Annotated in this window: 22 protein-coding genes; 10 read left to right on the plus strand and 12 right to left on the minus strand. The window is 47.9% G+C overall.

The window, feature by feature from the left end:
- Nucleotides 1-188: 188 nt before the first annotated feature.
- Genes AYK67_RS09435 through AYK67_RS09455 form a run of 5 tightly spaced genes read right to left on the minus strand, consistent with a single transcriptional unit; the run spans nt 189 to nt 4,385 of the window.
- Complete coding sequence (locus AYK67_RS09435) at nt 189-548, minus strand: DUF6867 family protein (RefSeq protein ID WP_068085548.1); 360 nt, start codon at nt 546-548, stop codon at nt 189-191.
- A gap of 9 nt (nt 549-557) precedes the next feature.
- Nucleotides 558-1,286 (minus strand): ABC transporter ATP-binding protein, encoded by a 729-nt coding sequence (locus AYK67_RS09440; RefSeq protein WP_068085551.1) that lies wholly within the window; start codon nt 1,284-1,286, stop codon nt 558-560.
- Nucleotides 1,283-2,128, minus strand: a complete 846-nt coding sequence (locus AYK67_RS09445) for an ABC transporter ATP-binding protein (protein ID WP_068085553.1) — start codon at nt 2,126-2,128, stop codon at nt 1,283-1,285. Before AYK67_RS09445 ends, AYK67_RS09440 begins: the two co-directional genes overlap by 4 nt.
- Complete coding sequence (gene livM / locus AYK67_RS09450; protein WP_068085556.1) at nt 2,125-3,450, minus strand: high-affinity branched-chain amino acid ABC transporter permease LivM; 1,326 nt, start codon at nt 3,448-3,450, stop codon at nt 2,125-2,127. Before livM ends, AYK67_RS09445 begins: the two co-directional genes overlap by 4 nt.
- Nucleotides 3,450-4,385: an ABC transporter permease subunit gene (locus tag AYK67_RS09455; protein ID WP_068085557.1), complete on the minus strand. Its 936-nt coding sequence runs from the start codon at nt 4,383-4,385 to the stop codon at nt 3,450-3,452. Before AYK67_RS09455 ends, livM begins: the two co-directional genes overlap by 1 nt.
- A 537-nt stretch (nt 4,386-4,922) precedes the next feature.
- Between AYK67_RS09455 and AYK67_RS09460 the strand changes: the two genes are divergently transcribed.
- Together AYK67_RS09460 and AYK67_RS09465 are read left to right on the plus strand one after the other, a co-directional pair.
- A complete protein-coding gene (locus tag AYK67_RS09460) occupies nt 4,923-5,459 on the plus strand; it encodes a flavin reductase (protein WP_208976258.1) in 537 nt (178 codons plus the stop codon).
- A gap of 51 nt (nt 5,460-5,510) precedes the next feature.
- The gene (locus tag AYK67_RS09465; protein WP_068085559.1) at nt 5,511-6,536 is read left to right on the plus strand and encodes a P1 family peptidase; all 1,026 of its coding nucleotides are present in this window, start codon (nt 5,511-5,513) and stop codon (nt 6,534-6,536) included.
- 164 nt (nt 6,537-6,700) lie between these two features.
- Here the strand turns inward: AYK67_RS09465 and AYK67_RS09470 are convergent, their stop codons facing one another.
- The 4 genes from AYK67_RS09470 to AYK67_RS09485 all read right to left on the minus strand — a co-directional run bounded on the left by AYK67_RS09470 (nt 6,701) and on the right by AYK67_RS09485 (nt 15,347).
- Entirely contained in the window at nt 6,701-9,823 is a 3,123-nt protein-coding gene (locus AYK67_RS09470; protein ID WP_082735734.1) for an efflux RND transporter permease subunit, read from the minus strand.
- A gap of 15 nt (nt 9,824-9,838) precedes the next feature.
- Entirely contained in the window at nt 9,839-10,939 is a 1,101-nt protein-coding gene (locus tag AYK67_RS09475) for an efflux RND transporter periplasmic adaptor subunit (RefSeq protein WP_082735735.1), read from the minus strand.
- The gene (locus AYK67_RS09480) at nt 10,936-11,616 is read right to left on the minus strand and encodes a TetR/AcrR family transcriptional regulator (protein ID WP_156453112.1); all 681 of its coding nucleotides are present in this window, start codon (nt 11,614-11,616) and stop codon (nt 10,936-10,938) included. Before AYK67_RS09480 ends, AYK67_RS09475 begins: the two co-directional genes overlap by 4 nt.
- Nucleotides 11,617-11,864: 248 nt before the next feature.
- A complete protein-coding gene (locus AYK67_RS09485) occupies nt 11,865-15,347 on the minus strand; it encodes an indolepyruvate ferredoxin oxidoreductase family protein (RefSeq protein WP_068085562.1) in 3,483 nt (1,160 codons plus the stop codon).
- Between the two features lie 164 nt (nt 15,348-15,511).
- Here AYK67_RS09485 and AYK67_RS09490 point away from each other — a divergent pair, with 164 nt between their 5' ends.
- The 4 genes from AYK67_RS09490 to AYK67_RS09505 all read left to right on the plus strand — a co-directional run bounded on the left by AYK67_RS09490 (nt 15,512) and on the right by AYK67_RS09505 (nt 19,172).
- Nucleotides 15,512-15,991 (plus strand): Lrp/AsnC family transcriptional regulator, encoded by a 480-nt coding sequence (locus AYK67_RS09490; protein ID WP_068085563.1) that lies wholly within the window; start codon nt 15,512-15,514, stop codon nt 15,989-15,991.
- 226 nt (nt 15,992-16,217) lie between these two features.
- Nucleotides 16,218-17,186, plus strand: coding sequence for a hypothetical protein (locus tag AYK67_RS09495; protein ID WP_068085565.1), 969 nt, complete (start codon nt 16,218-16,220; stop codon nt 17,184-17,186).
- Between the two features lie 95 nt (nt 17,187-17,281).
- Nucleotides 17,282-17,947: a ribulose-phosphate 3-epimerase gene (gene rpe / locus AYK67_RS09500; protein ID WP_068085567.1), complete on the plus strand. Its 666-nt coding sequence runs from the start codon at nt 17,282-17,284 to the stop codon at nt 17,945-17,947.
- Between the two features lie 157 nt (nt 17,948-18,104).
- On the plus strand, nt 18,105-19,172 hold the full coding sequence (locus AYK67_RS09505) for an alpha/beta hydrolase (RefSeq protein WP_208976259.1): 1,068 nt from the start codon (nt 18,105-18,107) through the stop codon (nt 19,170-19,172).
- A gap of 53 nt (nt 19,173-19,225) precedes the next feature.
- On the opposite strand, the gene AYK67_RS09510 is transcribed toward AYK67_RS09505, so the two are convergent.
- Complete coding sequence (locus tag AYK67_RS09510) at nt 19,226-19,549, minus strand: DUF1476 domain-containing protein (protein WP_068085570.1); 324 nt, start codon at nt 19,547-19,549, stop codon at nt 19,226-19,228.
- A gap of 366 nt (nt 19,550-19,915) precedes the next feature.
- Between AYK67_RS09510 and purC the strand changes: the two genes are divergently transcribed.
- From purC to purQ, 4 genes are all read left to right on the plus strand, one after another.
- Nucleotides 19,916-20,680 carry a phosphoribosylaminoimidazolesuccinocarboxamide synthase gene (gene purC / locus AYK67_RS09515; protein ID WP_068085571.1) on the plus strand — a complete coding sequence of 255 codons (765 nt, stop codon included), beginning with the start codon at nt 19,916-19,918 and terminating at the stop codon, nt 20,678-20,680.
- Between the two features lie 98 nt (nt 20,681-20,778).
- Nucleotides 20,779-21,021 (plus strand): phosphoribosylformylglycinamidine synthase subunit PurS, encoded by a 243-nt coding sequence (gene purS, locus AYK67_RS09520; RefSeq protein ID WP_068085574.1) that lies wholly within the window; start codon nt 20,779-20,781, stop codon nt 21,019-21,021.
- A gap of 78 nt (nt 21,022-21,099) precedes the next feature.
- A complete protein-coding gene (locus AYK67_RS17590) occupies nt 21,100-21,222 on the plus strand; it encodes a phosphoribosylformylglycinamidine synthase-associated small membrane protein (protein WP_193788922.1) in 123 nt (40 codons plus the stop codon).
- A 23-nt stretch (nt 21,223-21,245) separates the two neighbouring features.
- Nucleotides 21,246-21,920: a phosphoribosylformylglycinamidine synthase subunit PurQ gene (purQ, locus tag AYK67_RS09525; RefSeq protein WP_068085576.1), complete on the plus strand. Its 675-nt coding sequence runs from the start codon at nt 21,246-21,248 to the stop codon at nt 21,918-21,920.
- 68 nt (nt 21,921-21,988) lie between these two features.
- Here purQ and chrA read toward each other — a convergent pair whose 3' ends face one another.
- On the minus strand, nt 21,989-23,194 hold the full coding sequence (gene chrA, locus AYK67_RS09530) for a chromate efflux transporter (protein ID WP_173645111.1): 1,206 nt from the start codon (nt 23,192-23,194) through the stop codon (nt 21,989-21,991).
- Between the two features lie 98 nt (nt 23,195-23,292).
- Nucleotides 23,293-24,060, minus strand: a complete 768-nt coding sequence (locus AYK67_RS09535; RefSeq protein ID WP_068085587.1) for a helix-turn-helix domain-containing protein — start codon at nt 24,058-24,060, stop codon at nt 23,293-23,295.
- Between the last annotated feature and the right edge of the window lie 287 nt (nt 24,061-24,347).

Below are 24,347 nucleotides of genomic sequence, written 5' to 3' on the forward strand. Positions count from 1 at the left end.
TGCCCAGGCAGTTTCCTGCCTTAAAAAACACGGTAGAGCTCTCCTTCACACCGTATTTTATTCACCCGCACAAATAACAATGTGCGTCATATTCGTTTCCGACAACCCACTAAAAATAACAGGTAAAGCTGCTTCATTTCTGCGTTTACCTGCCAGTCTTTTCCAAGCAGGATGTTTTGACCCAACGCCTATAGGCTGTCGTCCTGACCCGGTTTGAGTTGCCATGAAAACAAGCCATTTCGTTGATAGAGCCAACTGTATTGCGTTGTCATTTGGCTTACTCGCGTCATTTGAAAGGCAGCAATACCAACGCCAATCAGCCATATGTAATCCACCAGCAAATACTGGAGTGACAACAGCGGCTCATCAAACAAAGCAAAGCACAGGAAGCGAACAGCCAGCGTAAGTAAAAACACAAACCAAAACAGCACCGCAAAAGGTCGCCAGGTGTGCGCAATTGCCCGTCCCGTAGCAAATGCCGTAAGCCCACCTAAGATCAGCACGATGAATATAAAAACGGAAGCTGAACTTGCGTATAATAGTCCCATAGAATTCTCCTAGTGCCTGCCGCCTTCAAGATAGGCCGCCTTCACATCATCACGCGCCAACAACTCCGCTCCGCTACCTTGCATGGTAATAAGTCCATTCACCATTACGTAGCCACGATGCGCCAGCTTCAACGCATGATAGGCATTTTGCTCTACCAGAAACACAGTCAAGCCATCACTACGGTTCAACTCGGCAATCGCCTCGAAAATCTGCTTTACAATAATCGGCGCCAAACCAAGCGAGGGTTCGTCCAACAGCAGCAGCTTTGGTCGGCTCATCAACGCCCGCGCAATCGCCAGCATCTGCTGCTCGCCGCCCGAAAGCGTACCACCACGTTGGTGTTGTCGCTCTTTCAAGCGCGGGAACAGGTCAAAAACCCGCTTCAACTCTTCTTCAAAGTGCTCAGGTTGGCTACGCATCCCGCCCATGAGCAGGTTTTCCAGCACCGTCATGCGCGGGAATATGCGCCGCCCTTCCGGTGATTGAGCAATCCCCGTACGCATGATTTCATAGGTTGGTTTGCCAGTAATATTCTCGCCCAAATACTCAATCGAGCCTTCACGCGCCTGCGGATCACCACAAATGCTCATCATCAATGTGGATTTACCAGCACCATTTGCCCCGATAAGGGTAACAATTTCCCCCTCATAAACATCCATATCAACCCCGTGCAGGGCCTGGATTTTACCGTAGAAAGTTTGTAGTCCGCGAATTCGCAGAAGTGGTTGCGCACTCATAGGCCCACCTCCTGTTCAACACTATCCACCTCGTCGTCATCAACGCCCAAGTAAGCGGCAATTACATGTGGGTCATTCTTGACAAAATCGGGTGTGCCATCAGAAATTTTGACGCCATAGTCCAGCACAACAACATGGTCGGAGATTTCCATCACCACCGACATATCGTGCTCGATCAACAGTATCGAGGTATGGTGCTCTTTGCGGATATAGGAAAGCAGCTCGTTCAGCTCCAAGCTTTCCTTGGGGTTCAAACCCGCCGCGGGTTCGTCAAGGCACAAAAGCTCCGGCCCCGTACACATAGCCCGTGCGATTTCCAATCGCCGCTGATCCCCATAGGGTAAATCGGCAGCCGGCGCATCAGCGCGGTCAATCAACTTTGTCCGCTCCAGCCAGTACTTGGCTCGTTCAATAGCCTCTTTTTCCGCACTGCGAAAACCGCGTAGCCCCAAAACACCGCCAACGGTCCAGCTAGAAGCCGCCATGAGCGGGCGATGCTGCGCCACCATGAGGTTTTCTAGCAGCGTCATACCACCAAACAGACGAATATTTTGGAATGTCCGCGCCACTTTAGCCACACCGGATATCATGAAGTCAGGCAGACGTTCCAAAAGGTGCGCTTCGTTATCACCCCCACGCATCACCAACCGCCCTTCAGTTGGGCGATAAAAACCGGTGATGCAGTTAAACACAGTGGTTTTACCCGCACCATTCGGCCCAATCAGCGCGGTAATATCGCCGCGTCCTACATTGAACGATAAATCGCCCACCGCAGTCAAACCACCAAAGCGCATGGTCAAGTGCTCCACTTTGAGCACAGGGTTATGATTCCACTGGCTCATCCGTGCCCCTCCTCAACCAAATCCGCCGAAATGCCCTTGGCATTTTTCGAAAGTGCCACCGATGGCGCACGCGTGGAAATCAAACCACGTGGTTTCCAAACCATAATCACCACCATCAGCAGTCCGAAGACCAGCATGCGGTACTCTTCAAACTCGCGGAAGAGTTCAAATCCACCAATCATCACAACAGCGGCAATCACCACACCGATTTGCGAGCCAAGCCCGCCCAGCACAACAATCGCCAAAATCACAGCGGATTCCATAAAGGTGAAGCTTTCCGGTGATATAAACCCTTGGCGTGTAGCAAAGAACGACCCAGCAAAACCGCCAAACATCGCCCCCAACGCAAACGCGGTCAGCTTGGTATTGGTGGTATTTATGCCCAGCGAACGACAGGCAATCTCGTCTTCGCGTAAGGCTTCCCATGCCCGCCCGATAGGCAGACGACGCAACCGCATAGTGACAAAATTGGTGATTAACGCCAGTATTAAAATCAGGAAGTATAGGAACAAGATCCGGTGCACACTGCTATAATCAAGCCCAAAGAAATCGGCAAAGCCCCCTTCCCCGCGCTTGAATTCCAAACCGAAAAAGCTTGGGCGCGGAATCCGAGAAATACCATCCGGGCCACCGGTAAACTCGTACCAGTTCAATAACACCACCCGAATAATTTCCCCAAAGGCAAGGGTGACAATCGCCAAGTAATCCCCGCGTAGCCGGAGGACCGGAAAACCGAGAATGATGCCCCAAAAAGCTGCCAGAATTCCGGCCAATGGCAAGCAGATCCAGAAGGAAAAACCGAAATACTGCGCCAGCAACGCATAGGAATATGCCCCTACAGCATAAAACGCCACATAGCCCAAGTCCAAAAGACCGGCAAGACCAACAACGATATTCAGCCCCCAGCCAAGCATCACATAGGTCAGCACAAGTGTGGCCAAATCAATATATTGCCGCGAGCCACGCGCCCCCAGTGTTGCTAGCAAAACAAACGGCAAGGCAAAAGCCAAAAGCAAGAACAAAGGCTTTAAGTAACCTTCGACATTCTGCCTCTCCGATTTATTCTTTTTTCGCGCTTCAAACTGTCCGCTTTCTCTTAAGGCGTAATACACACCCATAAGTAGGCGACCGACAAAAACCGCGACCACCGCAGCACCAAACAAAGGCCAGCGATATTCAAGATAAAGCTCTGCGCCACGGCCAGATGCGACATCAACCCGCAAACCCAGCATAACACCAGCCAATAGCGCGGCGATCAATGCTGCAAGGGCTGCATCTTTCAGCAAAGTTTCCCAATTAAATGAGGTTTGTGATTGTTCCATTAAACTTTCTCAACCTCCGGCTTACCGAGCAAGCCCTCAGGCATAAAGATCAACACAATGGCCAGAATAGAAAAGGCAGCCACGTCTTTATATTCAACGGAGAAGTAGCCAGACCAGAAAGTTTCGATCAAACCAATCAACAGTCCGCCAAGCATTGCTCCTGGTAATGAGCCGATACCGCCAAGCACCGCAGCCGTAAAAGCTTTCACGCCCGCAAGAAAGCCGATGTAAAAATCAATCACACCGTAGTAAAGCAAGAACATCACACCAGCGACAGCCGCCAACATCGCCCCCATTACAAACGTCAGGGAAATGGTACGGTCCACATTTACACCCAGTAGGGCCGCCATTTTACGGTCCTGTTCACATGCCCGCTGCGAGCGCCCTAAGCTGGTTTTATTGATCAAATAGGTGAACCCAGCCATTAGCGTAACTGTAGTCAACACGATCAATATCTGCACATATGACAGATTAACAATGAAAGCCGACCCGTCTGCCCCCCCATCGGTAAGTTGGAAATCTCCCGAGATGAGAGGCTGTAACGGTTTATTACGCGCCCCCTGCGACAACTGCACAAAGTTTTGCAGTGTGATAGAAGCTCCGATAGCCGTAATGAGCGGTGCAAGGCGAAAAGAACCGCGTAGCGGCCGGTAGGCAATGCGCTCCACACTCCAGCCCCATACAGCCGTTAAAGCCATGGCCAAGACCAGCACCAGCCCCAAAGCCAAAACCAGCATAAGCACCGGTGTCGCGGCAGTAATACCAAGAGCAACTACTAAGATAAGTGCAATAAAAGAGCCAATCATAAAGATATCGCCATGGGCGAAGTTAATCATACCGATGATCCCGTAGACCATGGTGTAACCAATGGCGATCAGCCCATAAATGGACCCGAGCGTCACCCCATTGATTAATTGCTGGAGGAAATATTCCATTGTTGTCGTCGTTCCCCGGATTTTTACTTTATTATAAGCTAAGGTAGCCCGAGTATAACTCTCTCCTGTCAGGCTATTGAGCTTCCCCCTCTAAGGTCAGCAAGCGAAACTCATTCTCTATGAAAGGCTCCATTTAAAGAAATAATCAACCTCTTGACATCTATATTTGTAATTTTCTTTCCAAGATGGGATTTATTCATACTTTCGTCTACATTATCTGAAATTTTACTGACTATTTTTTATGCAACTTACTTAAATGGACTGATGTAAAATTAATCAGCATAAATGAAATGTCGTTCTTGGATTATACTAATGGTGCAATAAACGTTTCACCACATGTGCATGATTTGACTGAAGCACAAAAGAATCAGCAGCGGTTGAAAAAATATTCGCCACTGGGCTTTCTATGAGTTTTAGTTAAGTAATGAATTTCTAATTACGGCAAAAAACACTTGCACTTGTGACATGGTTGCTTAGAAAAGCCTTAAGAACAAATAACATGATTGACTTTAAGGAAGCTGGAAAGACATTAAGCCCATGACAAATACTGCTGCAAGGACACGAAATCAAAAACCGGAAAATGTTGAGGATTGCGTCTCGCAGCATGATTTTCGCGAGGCCATGAGTCGCTTTGGTGCCGCTGTCCATGTTCTGGCCACCAATGGCCCGGCGGGTAAGGCCGGTGCAACAGTGACTGCAGTAACATCAGTCACCGACGCGCCGCCAACGATACTTGTATGTCTGAACCGACAAAGTCAGGTTAATCAAACCATCAAGAGAAATGGCTGTTTTACGCTCAATACTTTATGTGAGCAGCACGAAGAGCTTTCAAATGCCTTTGCTGGTGCGGGCAAGTTGCCGATAGACGAGCGCTACGCCAAAGGAACATGGTGCCAACTTGCAGGCGAGCAGCACCACTTGCAAGATGCCCGTGTAAGCCTACAATGTCAGATTAGCGAAGTAACAGAGGTTGGCACTCATTCAGTGATCTTCGCCCGTGTTACAAGAATTCTTTTAGGCGACGAGGCCGCTTCCGCACTCATTTATATGGACCGTGGCTATAAAAGCCTTTAGCTTTTGACAAAGCGGCGCGTATCAAGACATCCCTATAGCAGGAACAGGTGAATGGCTACATCGGATTGGCAAAATTTGATTACAGATGTTCCTGGTATCTTGGTTGGCAACGCCGAAGATCATACTGTCAAAACCGGTAGCACTGTTTTACTCGCCGATAAACCCATGGTAGCCTCCGTGGCCATATTAGGTGGAGCACCGGGGACACGCGATATTGCCTTGCTTGAGCCCCACCAAACAGTTGACCAAATTGATGCCCTTGTACTTTCCGGCGGCTCGGCTTTTGGTCTTGATGCCACCAGCGGCGTACAATCCTTTTTGCGCAGACAAGGCAAAGGGTTTCAAGTATACGACCAGCATATCCCTATAGTCCCCACGGCCATATTGTTCGATATGGTCAATGGTGGCAATAAAGATTGGGGCGATCCTCCCCCCTATCGTAACCTTGGCTATCAAGCCGCACAAAATGCCGGAAAAACCTTTGCTATTGGCACTGCAGGTGCTGGTGTCGGCGCACTAACGGCAGATTTGAAAGGCGGACTTGGGTCCGCATCAGCTTTTACCTCCTCGGGCACAGCTGTCGGCGCTTTAGTCGCTATCAACCCACTTGGCCGTGTCACTCAAGGCATGAGCCCACATTTTTGGGCGGCTCCCTTTGAGCGAAATGGTGAATTCGGAGCCAAAGGCATACCAAGTTCACCACCAAAGCAGTGGAGTGAGCCCGTGACAAAATTCTCACTTTCCCAGTCCGATCCAAGCAACCAAAGCAATACCACCATTGCAATTATCGCCACGGATTTAATCTTAAGTAAAGCTGAAGCAAAAAGGATAGCCATTGCCGCACACGATGGGATTAGTCGGGCCATATACCCCTCGCACACCCCATATGACGGCGATCTGGTCTTCGTCACTTCCACCGGTCGGCGTCAGGCAGAGAATAAAGCGGCAGAGCTATTGGAGCTAGGGGTAATAGCAGCCAACACATTAACAAGGGCAATCGCCCGCGGCGTTTATGAAGCTACACCGCAACCAAACGACTTATTACCCACTTGGCAACAAAACTACGCGCATCTATAAATAAGAGAGAACGACAAAAAACACCACCCATGGTGGGGCCATGGGTGGTGCATCAAGCCTAAGGGGTGGTTTGCGGAGATTGGGTTACCCCCTCAGGCCGGAAATCTATCCATAAAACCTATGGATTGTAGCGGGGCTGGCCATTCATTTGGCCAGCCTTTTATTTAAGCTGTTTCTAGCTCTTTCTTAGCTGTCAATACTTCATCTAGACTTTGCTCCTCAACGCCATGATCGTCATCGAGACTATGGTAATCAATGCGATAGAAAAGAGCATAGAGAACCGGAACAGCAACCAACGTCAAAACCGTTGCAAATGACAGCCCACCCATAATCGTAACCGACATCGAGCGGAACATCGGATCAACAATCAAAGGTGCCATACCTAAAATCGTAGTCACCGCTGCCATGCTCACGGGCCGCATACGAGAAACAGAAGCTTCAATAATAGCTCGGAATTTTTCCTTACCCTCATCAATTTGCAAATCGATTTCTTCCAGCAATACGATCGCGTTTTTAATCAACATGCCCGACAAGGAGAGGAAGCCCAAGATCGCCATAAAGTCCATTGGGAAACCGGTTACCAAAAGCCCTGTAGTGACCCCGACAATAGCCATTGGAACAGTCAACCAGATGATCAAGGGCTCACGGATTTTGGCAAACAGCAGCACTGTTATGACAATCATAATAAGGAAACTCAAAGGCTGCTTTGTCCCAAGAGCCTCTTTCGCCTCATTTGAGCTCTCGTACTCACCACCCCACTCCATGGTATATCCACGCGGTAATGGCAAGGCTTCGATAGCACCTCGAATTCGGTTATGTGATACCGAAGCAAGCTCATCCGGAGCACTCTGTCCTTTCACAGTGATCGTTTTAACACGGTCACGGCGACGAATAACCGTATCCTCAACACCCACTTTGATTTCTTCAGTAACCTGATCAATTGGCACATAGGCACGCTGTTGTGCACTCCATACAAGCGTGTCCATCAACACCTCAGAGGCAGACTGACCCGGCTCCCGCTCACGGCGCACCACAATTGGAATATTTTCGTCCAAATCGCGATAAGAGCCAGCATTCAAGCCATCAGAGCCAAACTGAAGCGCCTGGGAAAGGTCGTAGCGCGTAATCCCTGCAATACGTGCTCTTTGTTCGTCAAACACCGGCTGAACCACCAGCTCTTCTTCGCGCCAGTCCGTACGCACATCAGAGATGCGATATTGCGGATCCTTAAAGATGCTGATTGCCTTCTCAGATAAATCACGCAATACATCAGCATCAGGCCCGGCAAAGCGTACTTGAATATCAGCCCCTGTGGGCGGACCAAAAACAAGCCGCTCGGTCATAACCATCGCATTTGGGAAGTTTTGCAGACCAAATGCACGCACTTTTAGTGCCAGATCATCAATCACATCTGTGTTTTCAGTCCGGACAATAACCTGGCCATAATTAGGTGCAGTATCCTCTGTCCCATAAGTTAGCATAAACCTTGTTGCCCCTTGACCAACAAAGGTCGAGGTGGCCACAACACCAGGCTGTTTTAAAATCCAACCTTCAAGTTTACGCATGTCACTTTCTGTGGCGCGAATATCCGTTCCCTGTGGCAACCATGTATTTACATAAAAAATAGGGGTCGCAGAGTTCGGAAAAAACGATTGGCCAACAAACTGGAATGCAAACACCGCAACAAAAGTTGTACCAACGAGCGCAGCAATAGTTAGCCATTTAAAGCGCAGTGCCCAAATCAGACTTTTCTTGAAGATTTGATATAGGATGCCTTTATATGGGTCCTCATTTATATCACCCTTTGACTGAACAAAGAAATAAGTGCCAAAAAGCGGCGTAACGGTGATTGCAAACACCCATGACATAAATAGTGAGATCGACACCACAGCAAACAGCGAGAACATAAACTCACCAGTAGAGTCATTGGAAAGACCAATACCAGCAAATGCCATCAACCCAATGATTGTTGCACCCAGCAATGGCCACTTCGTCTGCATGACCACTTGCGAGGCAGACTGAAGCGCCGTTTTACCCCGCTGCATGCCAATCATCATACCCTCGGCAACCACGATCGCATTATCAACCAACATGCCCATGGCAATAACCAATGCGCCTAGCGATATACGTTGCAATTCCAGTTCGCCAAGATGCATGAAAAACACGGTTGATAAAACTGTTAGCAAAAGGACAGAGCCGACAACGACAGCAGCCCGCCAGCCCATAAATATGGCAAGAACAAAAATAACGATGGCTACGGAGATAACGAGGTTCATGATAAAATCATCAACCGCCTTATCAACCACCACATGCTGTTCATAAATTGGTGTAATTGTCATACCTGCAGGTAATTTGGCCTGAAGCTCTTTAATATGATCTTCAACATCCTTACCAACAGCAGCAATATTGGTTTTAGCGACTGCAGAGACACCAATAGTTACTGCAGGAACACCATTTTGGAACACAATTGACTTTGGTTTTTCCGGCTCACCAATAGTCAGCTTTGCCACATCTGAAAGCCGCACCATGGCCGTAGAGCCGGGGCGCCCCACCACCAAATCGCGTATACTGGTGTAGGTGTGGAATGCCGATGTTGTTGAAATACGTAAACGTAAATCACCCGAACGCGTCGAACCGTCAGGTTGTATGGCGTTCTCGGCACCAATAACACTCATAACATCAGAGATTGTAATACCAAGCTGTGCCAGCCGGTCCTGATTCATATCAATATAAATCACGTCTTCCGGCTCTCCGCTAATCGCGACTTTCGCCACATTTTTAACGGTCAAAATTTCACGCCGTAACTCTTTTACGGTCTGGCGAATCTCTCGGTTGCTATAACCTTCCGCCGTGAATGCATAATACAAACCATAAACATCACCAAAGCTGTCATAAACAAACGGAGTTCTCGCTCCTTTTGGTAAATCTGGCTTAGCATCATTGACCTTACGACGTAGCTCGTCCCAAATCTGGGGCAAATCGCCACTATCGTAAATGTTCTTCATTTCCACTTCGATGCGTGACAAACCCGGAGAAGAAGTTGAACGCAACTCATCTAGCTGTGGCATTTGCTGGATGGCAGTCTCCAGCTTCTCTGTGACTTCTTCCTCAACTTCCTCGGCGGTTGCACCAGGGTATGCCGTGATGATCTGAGCAACTTTAATCGTAAATGCAGGGTCTTCCAAACGACCAATGTTTTGTAGAGCCCAAATGCCGCCAAAAAGCGTTATGAGCACCGCCATCCAGATATTAACTGGATTCTTAATAGAATAACGTGCAATATCCATAATTGTCTCCGCGACCTAATCTGCCAATGGCAAAATAGTCTGCCCTTCTTCAAGATGCGCAACGCCTGCAGTGACAATCTTTTCACCCACTTTTAGTCCGCTTTTTACGCCAACATAAGGACCAAGCACCACATCAATAACAAGTGGGCGTTTGCTCAGTTTATTATTGCTATCAACCACCCAAACGAAAGTATTTTTTTGGGCATCTTTACCAATAGATGTGCTCGGTATCAGTAAACCGTTCGCACCGGGTAAGTTTTTGGATTTCGCATTCACCATAACCGATGCGGTCATGCCGGGAAAAATAGAAAAGTCCTTAGGAAATGGCATCGCAAGTGTGACGCGATAAGTCTGCGTTACCAGGTCAGCCTCATTCGAATGCTCCCGATAGGTCAAGGGATAAACAGTACCGGGGTTTGCAGGGAACTCAGCTGTTAGAGATTGCAAATCAGTATTTACCGCACTAGCGAACAAAGTTTCCGGCACATTGATGTCAATTTGCACCTCGCTCACATCTTGCAAACGTACAACCGCAGTTCCAGCACCAACAGTGGTATAATTATCCACCAAACGCCTTGTAATTATAGCATCATATGGCGCACGCAATTCAGTATACTGTAAATCTAAACGGGCTTTTGTAAGACCAACTATAGCCAGCTCCATCGCGGTTTCGGCTTTATCATAGGTCCCTTGCGAGGCCACATCCTTATTAAGCAGTCTTTTGACACGGTCAAAATCGAGCTTCGCCTGATTAAGCTGTACCTCGGCTTGTTTTACAGCGGTTTTGTATAGGCTTGGGTCCAGCGAGGCAATAAGATCACCCTTTTTAACGCGCTGACTTTCCAACACACCAAATTTATTCATTTGTCCTGGAACGCGAAACGCCAGATTAACCGTTTGCACAGCCTCGACACGGCCTGTGAACCGCCTTGTATATAACCCAGCATTTTTCTCAACCACTTCCACTTTTGCCGGTCGTGGCGGGACCGTAGGGGCTGCTTTGGCACTATCACTACTTTCCTGACAACCGGAAAGTAACAGTGCTGTAGCCAATGCAGCAAAGGGAAGTGAAAACCTTCGCAATTCAATAGATATTCTGTGACTAAAAAAGGTCATAATCTTTTCCTGGATTTTAACTTCCAACAAGTTTTCTTTTCCGCTTGCATGACAAGTTTCTCCAACCTGTCCAAAACATTTCGAACCTGCTCACGACGGTCTGCACCAAGGCCTAAGGCACGTCGTAGCTGCATACCGTTCAAAGATAACACCACCAGCTGCGCAAGCGTTTCATCGGTGCTTTCTGCAACCACCTGCGCATCCAAACTGTCGCAAATTTCGCGAAATTCTTGAATTCTCTCGGGCTTGTCTGCTGTGATAGAAAAAATGAGCTGCGCCATATGCGTGTCCTGCTCACATTGAAAAGAGCGTATCAAGGCAAGTAATGTGGCATTGGCAATACCTTTAGCGATAAGCTCAGACCGTAACTTCAGAACCCGCTCTTTGTAGCGTGCAACCATCCGGTTTATCACTTGGCCAAGCAGATCTTCTTTGGTTTTAAAATGATACAGCAAACCACCTTTAGAGTACCCCGCCTGCTGCGCAACGCCATCCATCGTCAAATTGGCGACACCCTTTGACAATAACACCTCTTCGGTTGCATCCAGCAAAGTGTCTTTCGCGCTATCTAACATCTCTGTCTCACACCATCCAAACCGTCCAGTCGGATTTTGTACCGGCCAGCCGGTTTCTGTACCGTCTAGTCGGTTTCTATACCGTCCAGCCGGTTTTGTCAATTCGCGTAGATAATCAAAAGTTGAAATTTCGAAAAGTTAATTACGGTGAAAATGGAGAAACTATGCTCTCCTACGATCATTCGTCAATTCAATTCAACATAAATTTAGCAGGTAAACTGAAAATATTAGTCTACGCAAAGTATATCTGTTTAATTTAAAAGACTTAAAATATATGATACAAGAATATTTATCTTCAAAAATTAATAGTGCTGCGTAGGCCACAGCACTATCAATTGATTTCCTTCAACCTACTCAGCGGCAACTTTATACTGAAGAGCAGATGGATCATCCTCAAGCAAGCCCAACAGTTCTTTGCGCCGAACCTGAGCTTTTTCAAGCGACTCAGCCTTGATAACACCATAACCGCTTACTTTGTCTGGGAGTGATAGCAACTCGACCAAGATGTTATAATCGACAACACCCAATGCACGGCAAACGCGCATCACATCACGCATGTACTGGTCGCGCCACAAGCGCTCACTGCGGCGCTCAATTGTGTAACCAAATGCATCAAAGCGGGTTTCTCGCAAAAACTTGAACCGGGCCAGCAGCCTGAAAGCCCAAAACCACCTTTGCCCAATGGCAACTTTTCGAGGCTTACCAGTTTTCTTATCCTTACCCAAAGGCCATAGTGGCGGTGCTACTAATATTTTTATTGCTTTTGGATTGGTAAATTGGCGTTTTAGGCGCTTTAAAAAAGTACCATCACTGTAAAGTCTGGCAACTTCATATTCATCCTTATAAGCCATGACCTTATATAAGCCTCGAGTTGCAACCCTAGTCGCCAATAGCGATACCCCGCCACGTTCACGATCTTGATGCATTACTTGTTTGATAAGCTTTTCATAGGTCGCACCGTAAGCTTCATTTTGATATGCGATGAGCTCTTGACGGTAAAAATCAATCTGGTCTTCCAACTTGCTTGGTAAGGTAACTTTACTCTCAACCATCAAGCTTTCCAGCTCCTTGGGCATCGCGTAAAGAAGGCGTCCAGCTTGAAAAGCCAGTATATTGCGACGCGGTGCTGCACCGTTCAGCTCAATAGCCTTCTCGATTGAGGTCGCTTGCAATGGTAACCGCCCCGCTTGATAAGCCATACCCACTAAAAGCATATTCGAGTAAATGCCATCACCCAGCAGTTTCTCGGCTATTTTATAGGTATCAAAGCTATGCAACTCCAAGCAGCCCTCTGACAAATTCTTGAGCATACTACTGGAAACGAAAGACTGCTTTTGTGCCATCACGAATTCAGAAGTTGGCAAAACCCTGCTATTCACAAAACTAAAGCTACGCTCCTTATTCAACAAGCTTAACTGCTCAGCTTTACTTGCCACCAGCAAGTCACTTGCCAACAACACATCTAATTGTGCAGGCGGCACACGGGGGCCCTGTATGGTCTCGTCAGTTGCGGCAAATCTCACATGAGAGGTCACAGGCCCACCTTTTTGCGCAAGGCCCGTCATATCCAGAGTAGAAGCTTGCAGCCCCTCCATATGTCCCGCCATCGCCAAAATAGCGGCTATTGTCGTAACGCCCATGCCGCCAACACCGGCAATGAGTAGGTTTATCGGCTCTACGGGCTTACCCACGACCACTTTTGGCAGTTTTGGCAACAGGGCCTCAATTTCTTCGAGTGCACCAGCCTCCTTGCACACCTCCGCCCCTTCAACATAAACAAACGACGGGCAAAACCCCTTTACACACGAGAAGTCTTTGTTGCATGAAGTCTGATTAACTTGCCTTTTTTCACCGTAAGCTGTCGCCAGTGGCTCAATCGACAAACAATTAGATTGTGTCGAGCAATCACCACACCCTTCGCATACACGATGATTAATAAACACACGGCGCTTTGACTCAGCCAACAGGCCACGTTTGCGCCGCCGCCGCTTTTCCGCTGCACATGTCTGATCATAAACAATCGCCGTAACGCCCTTTAATGCCGCAAGCTCCTCTTGAACCTGCATCAAGGCATCTCGCTCGTGTACAATCAAGCCCTTACTACGCTCCACCTGACCATAACGCTCTGGCTCTTCAGAAAGCAAAACAACCCTTTCAACCCCTTCAGCTTCCAATTGAGCAACAAGTTGCGCCACACTCAACGGCCCATCAATCGGCTGCCCGCCAGTCATCGCCACCGCATCATTGTAGAGAACTTTAAATGTAATCGACACTTTTGCAGCGACAGCTTGGCGAATTGCCAGGATCCCGGAATGGAAGTAAGTGCCATCGCCCATATTGGCGAACACGTGCTTGTCTTTAGAAAAAGCCGCCTGCCCCACCCATAAGGTGCCTTCCCCTCCCATAGCCACCTGGCCGTCTGTGGTGCGACCGGATATTTCCGTCATGGCATGACAACCGATACCCGGCATCGCCCGCGCGCCCTCAGGAACCACGGTGGATGTGTTGTGCGGACAGCCCGAGCAAAAATAGGGCACACGGCTAGCTTTCTCTTCATGCCCCTGCGCCCACATTTGCTGTCGCATCATCTGGTCAGCAACCAGCTTCATTTCGCTGCTTTGCAGTTCTTTCGGCAAGAAACGAGCAAGTCCGAGGATAATTTCAAGCACAGACAATTCCAAAACATCCGTGAGGAGCGGTTGCCCTTTACAGTCATATTTGCCAAATATTTGCGGGCGTTCACCGTTAGGCCAGCCATAAGCAATTTCTTTTATTTGTGGCTCCATAAAAGCACGCTTATGTTCCACCACAAAAACCCGCTCCAAGCCACGTGCAAACTCGGCAATTCCTTGGGGCTCAAGCGGATATGGCACCGCAACTTTATAAACACTCAAACCCATCTCGCGGGCACGCACTTCATCTATACCGCATAGCTGCAGCGCCTGGCACAAATCACGGTAGGCTTTACCGCTGGCGATCAAACCAAGTCGTGGCCTCTTTGCCCCAAAAGCAATCCTGTCTAATCGGTTAGCCCGCACATACGCCCGCACTGCCGGCAGCCGGATATCGCGCAACAGCCGCTCTGTTTCCAAACGGTTCCCCAGCAGCAACACCCGGTTAAGCTCAGAATTTAACCTTGGGTCCTCTTCCCTAGGGCGAATAAAACGTAACCGCGCATCATCCACGCGAATTGTTGCAGAAGCATCCATTGTATCGGCAAGACATATCAACGCACTCCACAGCCCACTGTAACGCGACAACTCAAAAGCATGTAGACCATAGTCCAACACCTCTTGAATATCGGCAGGGTTAAAAACCGGCATTTCCACGTGTTGAAAGAAGAATTCGCTTTGCGCTGGAAGTATTGAGGATTTTGCAAGATGATCGTCACCCGCCAGCGCAACAACACCACCGTTCGGGTCTGTGCCACTGGCATTGGCTTGGCGCAAAACATCCCCTGCTCGGTCCACACCAGGAGCTTTGCCATACCAAATACCAAACACCCCTTCGCAGTTCGCCCCCCTCCCATGCTGGCGAACTTTCTGCGTACCCCACACGGCGGTGGCACCCAGCTCTTCGTTCACACCCGGTTGAAAGTGTATCTTGCCGTCATCAAGGTATCTCTTTGTTTTTGTCAGCTCACTATCAAATCCTGCAAGTGGCGAGCCACGATAACCGGAAATAAAACCTGCTGTATTTAGGCCAGAAGTTCTATCCAATCTTGCCCTATCGAGAGCAAGTCGTACTAAAGCCTGTATACCAGTCAGGTAGATTCCGCCGAAATCTTGAGTATACTTATCGTCCAATCGAACCGGTCGCGTTAAGCCCGCCATCTCCGTGTTCTCCTCTCCCTCGTTGGCCAGCTACCTATTTCCCCTAAATAGAGCGCTAGCCCTTAAGTCCCAGGAGTCTATAATGATCCTTTTCCTATAAGATTTCTGTGCTATCCTATCACTGATTACGTATAAATACGAAAAATATATCCTCCAGGGGCGACATGACAGAAATAACTCTCTTAGATCCAGCGGACATTAGAGTCCTGAGAATCCTTCAAAAAGATGCCTCCCAATCCATAGCCGACATAGCCCGCGAAGCAGGTATGAGCCAAACCCCATGTTGGCGCCGTATCAAGCGCCTCAAAGAATCAGGGGTCATAAAACAGGTTGCAGCACTTGTGGATCGTGAGTCTGTGGGTTTGGGTTTCCTCGCATATTCTTTTGTAAAGCTCAACGTTCCCAGTCGGGATAATATGGAGACCTTTGACCGGCTGGTAGCCATATGGCCAGAGGTGGTTACTTGCGAGCGGATTACAGGCGCGGTTGACTATTTGATAAAAGTCGTCACAACTGACATGAAAGCCTACGATGATTTTTTGCGCCTCAAACTGCTTGATAATGACTTGGTCAGTGACGTCCAGTCTCGTATCGTTGTCTCGACAATCAAAGAAACCATTGCCCTGCCGTTGAGAGATGGATAAAAGCCAAGCAGTAGACTAAATTCCAGTTGATTAAACTCAACTGCGACACACGATTTCATTGTTCACCTGAAGCAAAGAACTCAATACGCAAACTGCGTGAACGCTGTCCCTTCCCTATCCGGTCCGCTCACGCAGCTTTATCTCTTAATTAATATCGCTCAAAATACTGTTTCATCAAACACACAAGCGTTCTATGAAGGAATGCAATAAAGCATGTGGCAGAGAAATGAAAAAAACAATAAATGCAGCTTTGGGCTTTCTGGGCGATTATAGCTCAATCATCCTCGCACTTTTTCTTGTAATCGGTTTTTCCCTACCTGAACTGGCAAAATTCTGTAAACCCTTATTAACTCCGATCATTTTTATAATGATGGCGTTAAGCTTCATGCGGACCAAACCCAGCGTCTTATTCTCTCATTTCAAGCGGCCCCAATTACTTTTATCAAGTGTTTTATGGATGCTTGTCGCAATGCCTCTCATTCTATACTTCGTTGCTCTGGCAACCAACTTGGCGCAATTTAATCTTGATCTGCTCATATTGCTTGTAATTATCTTCACAGCTCCCCCTATCATGACAGCACCAGCTTTTACCTATCTGTTAAATCTGGATGGCTCGCTATCACTTTCTGTAATAGCACTGGCTCTGATTATGGTTCCCATAACGGCACCCGTTTTTGTCAGCCTACTATTACCGGCGACACTCGCCATTGACCCTTACTTACTCTCTGCAAAACTCGCAATTATTCTTATCGGTTCCGCTATAGTTGGATTTGGCCTACGCCAAATCATAGGACCAACAAAAATCGAGCGTATGCCGCGCCAATTAAACGGCTTAAATACGCTCATGATGTTCGTTTTTGCAGCTGCATCAATGGACGGTGTTGCTTCCTTTACGTTTTCCCACCCGCTACAAACGATAGTCATTACGATTTCCGTTTTTGTGATCGCCTTTGTGCAACTTGGCCTCACCTATATTCTATTCAAGGGGAACGATAAAACAGATGGCTTTATCATTGCCTTCACCCTATCCGGCAGAAATATCGCACTTATGATAGCCGCAATGGGGGGACACGTTCCCCACCTAGTTTGGATGTTTTTCGGTTTAGCCCAAATCCAAATATTTCTCTTCCCAATGCTACTTAAAAAAGCAGCACAAAACCTTGCGATTACCAACGGCAAACCTACCAACATATAAAAGGCAGATTTACTTGTACCCATAAGCAAGACGTGTTAGCGCCAACTTAAAGATATAACTCGTGAGAATTGAACATACAGGGAGAAACATTGCTCATGACACACCCTCTCGTCATTGCCCCTTCCGTGCTAGCAGCTGATTTTTCAAAGCTAGGTCAAGAAGTCAAAGATGTGGTCACAGCAGGAGCCGATTGGATTCACCTTGATGTTATGGATGGCCACTTCGTGCCCAATATTACTTTTGGACCAGATGTCATTGCCGCATTACGCCCGCATACCGATAAAGTTTTCGACACACATTTAATGATTGAACCGTGTGACCCGTATTTGGAAGCCTTCGCAAAGGCAGGGTCCGATTATATAACAGTTCATGCAGAAGCCACCAAACATCTTGACCGCTCCTTGCAAGCTATTCGCGGTCTTGGCAAAAAGGCCGGTGTTTCTTTAAATCCGGCTACCCACGAAAGCTGCCTGGAATACGTACTGGATCAGCTTGATCTCATCCTTGTAATGACCGTCAACCCCGGCTTTGGTGGACAAAAATTCCTGCATTCGCAAATACAAAAAGTCGAAAACATCAAAAAGATGATTGGTGACCGCCCAATACGTATCCAGATTGATGGCGGCATAACCCCGCAAACCGCTCCTCTTGTCACCAACGCCGGTGCCGATACACTCGTTGCAGGCTCAGCAGTCTTTAAAGGTGGCACACAAGAAAGCTATCGATCCAATATTGATGCAATAAGAAGTGCAGTACGCTAGCTGTTCCAAGGTGATGCATCTTTCTCTTAATTTTTAGCTTTGAAGGTGCATCACTCAACATTGTAATCAATACAATTCTTCCAACAAACCCAATTAATTATTATTGACTGATATCTCACAGAGGGTAATCTATACTTGCCTTACAATGGAGATTATCTTGTCAAATATTCCATGTATTACCGAGCAATCAATTATTACCTCAAAACGCTTGACCACGCGCGTCCTGACAAGCGGAAATAAAGCGGGTTGCCCAATCATATTCATTCACGGCAATATGTCCGCAGCAACATGGTTTGAAGAAACCATGTTGCGTTTACCGGCCGCATACTATGCCATAGCGCCAGATTTACGCGGTTATGGCATGGCCGAAGAAGCCGCACTTATTGACGCTACCCGTGGGCTGGAAGACTTTAGCGACGATATTGCAGCCCTTATGCAAACACTACACATCCCCAAAGCGCATTTTGTTGCCCATTCTCTGGGTGGCGGTGTAATGTGGCGTTTTTTAGCAGCCCATAGCGACAAAATACTCTCATTGACACAGGTTTGCCCTGCTTCCCCCTATGGCTATGGAGGCTGTAAGCTCGATGGAACACCATGTTACAGCGACGGTGCAGGTTCTGGTGCCAGTTCTGTTAATCCCGAGTTTGCAAACCGCTTGGCACAAAAAGACGCCACAACAGAAAGTAACTTTTCGCCTTTAAATATACTGAACAACTTCGTATGGAAGCCCCCCTTTCAACCGCAGCGCATTGATGCCATTTTAGAAGCGGCACTGGCTCAGCATTGCAGTGAAAAGGCATATCCTGGCGACACAACAACCTCACCAAACTGGCCGTTTATCGCTCCAGGCCAATATGGACCAGTCAATGCGCTCTCGCCCATCTACCAAAAAGAGCCATTAGCCTTTTGTGATATCAGTAAGAAACCACCCATTTTGTGGGTTCAAGGCGAGGATGACGCGATTATCAGTGATCAATCACCGCTTGATCTTGGAACATTAGGTCAGATGGGGGCCATAGAGGGGTGGCCGGGTGAAACTGTATACCCGCCACAACCTATGCGCCAACAAATTGCCAACAGTTTAAAGCTCTACGAAAGCTGTGGTGGCAACATTGAAACCAAGTTTCTAGAGAATACAGGTCATTCTCCCTATCTGGAAAAACCAGAGCTGTTTGATAGTATCTTGCACGGTTTCATCGCAAAAAATACCGTCACAGCCTAATAAAAAACCCTCCTTAAAGCGTCTGCCCGCAAGGAGGGTTTATCCCATAATGCTTAAAGCTCGGCTTCAACTTCTAAGCGGGCCGTTGCGAACATCTCTTGCATAGTCCGGCGAATTTGGTGCTCAGACTGTTCCACATCTTTATCAGCAAATGCAGCTTTAATGTCCTCAACAACAAGTTCATCACCGTTTTCAACCAAATCAAAGCCAACCAGCTTCACCGCATAGGCTGCAATTTCCTCTTCATTGCACTCCATCATCTCGCCGGCCCATTGTGCAATCAATTTATTACGCCGCGCTTTTACTTTAAATAGTTGATCCGCATTCAAAGCAAACTCGCCCTCAAATGCATTTTCACGATCTTCAAGCAACCCCATAAAGTCCTCCAAAAGCAAACCGTATCTTGCCCACTCCGCTCAAAGCCAGCATCATATCGACTATAAATGCCCAAGCGGCAGGTAATCACCCTGTAATGGAATGCACTTATACGCAAAATATCACTGATAGCAACACCTCTTGGAAGTCGCAAAAATCCGCAGGAAACGAGAAAATAATCGCATTTGTAATTCAAGAAAAAGTCATTTAAGTTGCGCGCGAAATGGGAAACATGAAAGCAAAAAACCACTGTACTTTTAATAGGAAGAAGTCAGGAAGTTCTTGCGCCTAACTGTTCCCATGAAGTAGGGGAAGGTGCTAACTGAAGCGCTAGCCTTAATAACCAATTTAATAAAGTGGTAAAGCCAATGAACCGCCGCCGTCGCATTTATGAAGGCAAGGCCAAAATTCTCTATGAAGGCCCGGAGCCAGGTACTCTCATCCAGCACTTCAAGGATGATGCCACCGCATTCAACAATGAAAAGCATGAAGTGGTAGATGGCAAGGGTGTATTGAACAACCGGATATCCGAGTTCATTTTCAACCACATCAACAACATGGGCATCCCAACCCATTTCATTCGCCGCCTGAACATGCGCGAGCAGCTTATCCATCAGGTCGAAATAATCCCGCTGGAAGTGGTTGTACGCAACGTTGCAGCAGGCTCAATCTGCAAACGCCTTGGCTTGGAAGAGGGCACCCAACTCTCTCGCTCTATCGTCGAATTTTACTACAAAAACGACGAGCTTGGCGACCCACTGGTCACCGAAGAGCACATAACAGCGCTTGGCTGGGCTACGCCGCAAGAACTCGACGATATGATGACCATGGCCATCCGTATCAACGATTTCCTCTCGGGCCTTTTCCTTGGTGTTGGTATCCGCTTGGTAGATTTTAAAATCGAAATGGGCCGCCAGATCGAGGGCGACCTCATGCGTGTTGTCCTCGCTGATGAAATCTCTCCAGATAGCTGCCGCTTGTGGGACACCACAACAAACGACAAGCTCGATAAAGATCGTTTTCGCCAGAACATGGGCGGAATGGTTGAAGCCTATCAGGAAGTTGCCCGCCGTCTGGGTATTTTTATCGACTCAGAGCGCCCCAAGGGCAGCGGACCAGTGCTCGTAAAATAAAACACATATAAACCGGCTTAACTCAAGCCGGTTTCACTTTTCATGCGTACCAGAACCGAATGGAACGTTTTCTATAGAATTTCACGAAGGACCCTAAAATCATGAAGGCTCGTGTAACCGTAACACTCAAAAATGGCGTTCTAGACCCCCAAGGTAAAGCCATTGAAGGTTCTCTTGCTGCCCTTGGCTTTTCTGGCATTGAAGGTGTACGCCAAGGTAAGGTTTTTGACCTTGAGCTTACCAGCACTAGCAAAGAAAAAGCCGATGAAGAAATTAAGGCCATGTGCGAAAAGCTTCTCGCCAACACAGTAATTGAGAACTACGCTGTAGAGATGCTCTAAGCGCTTGTTACTGCCAAAAGAAGCAAGAGCTTTAAGGTTGTAAGCCGCTCTTGCGTCATGCCTAAACAGGAGCCGTTAATGCAACAAGGTAATCCTCAAGATGAAACCGCCCGTATCATTCGCTTTTTAGTGACGAAGGCACTTATCTTTATTGGCCTGCCCGCCGCATTATCGCTGCTTGCTGTCTTCTATCTTCTTTGACCCCAATCTGCGGGACCTGAACCATGAAATCCGCTGTTATCCTTTTCCCTGGCTCCAATCGCGACCGCGACATGATCAAAGCCTTGGAGCAAATATCCGGCCAGCCGGTTGCAACAGTTTGGCACACGCAAACCGAATTACCCGAGGCGGATCTATATGTCCTGCCCGGCGGCTTCTCCTATGGCGATTACCTTCGCTCTGGTGCCATTGCTGCCCGCTCCCCAATTATGGGCGCAATAAAAAGCGCAGCCCAGCAAGGCCGCTATGTACTCGGTGTTTGTAATGGTTTTCAAATGCTCACTGAAGCCGGCCTTCTCCCTGGCGCTTTAATGCGCAACGCTTCCCTGCACTTTGTCTGTAAAGAAGTGATGTTACAAACCACCAGTAACAACAGCGCCTTTACCAGCAAGATGGAAAAGAACGGCATTTGGCGTTGTCCGGTAGCTCACCACGACGGCAACTACTTTGCCGATGAAGCCACCCTCAAAACACTTGAGAACGATGGTCGGGTTGCCTTCCGCTATGCCCAAGGCACAAACCCGAATGGCTCCATTAACGACATCGCAGGCATCACCAGCGAAAACGGCCGGGTTCTTGGCATGATGCCACACCCGGAAAACCTGATTGAAGCACTGCATGGCGGTGTAGAAGGGCGTGCCATGTTCGAAAGCGTCATGGCCCATCTCGACGCCGCTTAAACGAAAATCTCTGCGAAAACACCAGGTGTTTTCGCAGAGATTATAAAGCCCGATAACAAATAACGTATTTACAACAGGCTCATCGCCAGCCCAGCGCCCCCCAAGATAACAACAACGCTGTAGGCGGGCATTTTCCATTGACTTAGCATCACAAATCCGGCTGCCGCCACCACAAAATCCAACTTGCTATTGATTGTTGAAGTCCAAAGCGGATCATAAAGCGCAAACGCCAAAACCCCGACAACCGCTGCATTCGCACCCGCCAAAATACCTTGAACATCTTGCCGTACGCGCAACTCTTGCCAGTAAGGCAGTGCTGCTCCAACCAGTAAGAAGCCGGGCAAAAAAACCGCAAATAATGCCCAAAGGCCCGCAGCAGTTGCATTCAACCCGTAACTACCTACAGCGCCCAAATATCCGGCAAAAGTAAACAACGGTCCTGGTACTGCTTGCGCCACACCATAACCCGCTAAAAATTGCGCTTCACTGAGCCGCTGGGTGGCAACCGTTTGCACCTCAAGCAAAGGCAGCACAACATGCCCACCGCCAAAAACAAGCGCACCAGACTGGTAAAAGCCACTTACCAAGGCCAGAAAGTTATTATCGCCTGTATCCGCCATTATTGGCAGGCCAATCAGTAAAACCACAAACACAAGCATGAGCACAACACTCTTGAGCCCACGCTCTGGGCCATTTGTTTCATGCACTGGCGAGGGTTGCTGTGCACTCGAAAGCATCCACCAGCCAATGAGTGCCCCAACAGCAATCACCAGCACCTGAGTTAAGGCCGAACCCACTAAAGCAAGCACCAACATACTAATAAGAGCTATTACACTGCGCTGCCAATCAGGGCACAACTTTTGCGCCATACCCCAAACCGCATGCGCCACAACGGCCACTGCCACCAGTTTTAAGCCGTGAATAAGACCTATACCGAAAGGGCCATCCAGCCAAACAGCCCCGAAAGCAAAGCCAATCATCAAAATCGCAGAGGGCAATGTAAAACCGACAAACGCCAGTATGGCTCCATACCAGCCTCCGCGCAGCAAGCCGATTGCAAAACCCACTTGCGAGCTGGCAGGACCGGGCAGAAACTGGCACAAAGCGACCAAGTCTCCATAACTGGCATCATCGAGCCAGCGGCGTCGTGTCACGAATTCTTCTCGAAAGTAGCCAAGATGCGCAACCGGCCCGCCAAAAGAAGTTAGCCCGAGGCGAAGGAAAACAAGAACAATCTCAAGCAACACCAAGCCACCGCCTTTCGTTTTATCCATTGCTTTCATCTCATTTCCTCGCACAAATTTACGATGGCTCTAATTCAACAAGGACAAACAATTATGACAAACAAAATTCTTGCATCTTGTAGGATAGTTTAAACCGCCTCGCTTTGCCTATGCTTATGTAATGCCCGTGAAAGCGACGTGGCCGAAGAGTATCCAACCCGCACGGCCACATCCTTGAGTGGCTTCCCCTCTGCCAGTTCTTTTTGTGCAAGCGAAAGCCGAAACAAACTCAAATAATTACCAGGCGTCATACCCACGCGCTGGCGAAACAATGTGGCAAATCCTGTGCGCGACATACAAGCAACATCCGCCATTGTTTCAAGGCGCCATGGAAACTCCGGTGCCTCATGCACAGCGGCCATAACCTTGGCGAGTTGAGTGTGGGATAAACCGGCAACCATGCCCACATCAGCCAGCTTGTTCCCTATGTAATGTCTTAACAGCCGTATTAATAGCACTTCACATAATCGGCGAAACACAGCATCTCGACCGCATCGTTGAAACTCAATTTCTTCGAAAATTAAATGACATATCGAGGCTAAGCTTGCCTCACTATCGATTTCTACAGCAATTTCACGCGGAAATACTCTGTGTATCTGGGAATCTTTTGAACCGAGATAAACCTGCGCACACAATAAAACCTTATCTATAGTTTCTGGTAGAACAAAATGCTCGCGACAAGACAATGAAGGATAATAGAGCAGTTGCTGCTTCCCTTCACCTTCATAAATAATGAAATTGCACTTCGAAGGTTCGTTGTCAGTACACAATTGTGCTTCAATACGAAATGCTTCTAGCAAAGAGGAGAGGCGGTCAAAGCTAGAAGCATCGCTCATTTCTTTTTCAGAACGCATCATACTAAGTCGATTTCCAAAAACGTGGTGAACGAATTGTCAATGATTATGTACTATTCATTTATCCATCTACGTTAGTATGCAAGTAAAGACTGTGCAATCGAAATTTAAAACCAATATTAAATAAAACAATTAATTGGTGGTCCCATCGCATAGTCTTCAGGTACAAGCCGCTATATTATCACATAAATACATGATGATAATTGTTCTTCAATTCCCACAGGAAACAGAACAATAGCAGCTTGTACCTCCCCCAGTTATAACAAAACCTAATATTAAAAGAACAAAGA

Source organism: Polycladidibacter stylochi (assembly GCF_001562055.1).
GTDB lineage: Bacteria > Pseudomonadota > Alphaproteobacteria > Rhizobiales > Stappiaceae > Pseudovibrio > Pseudovibrio stylochi.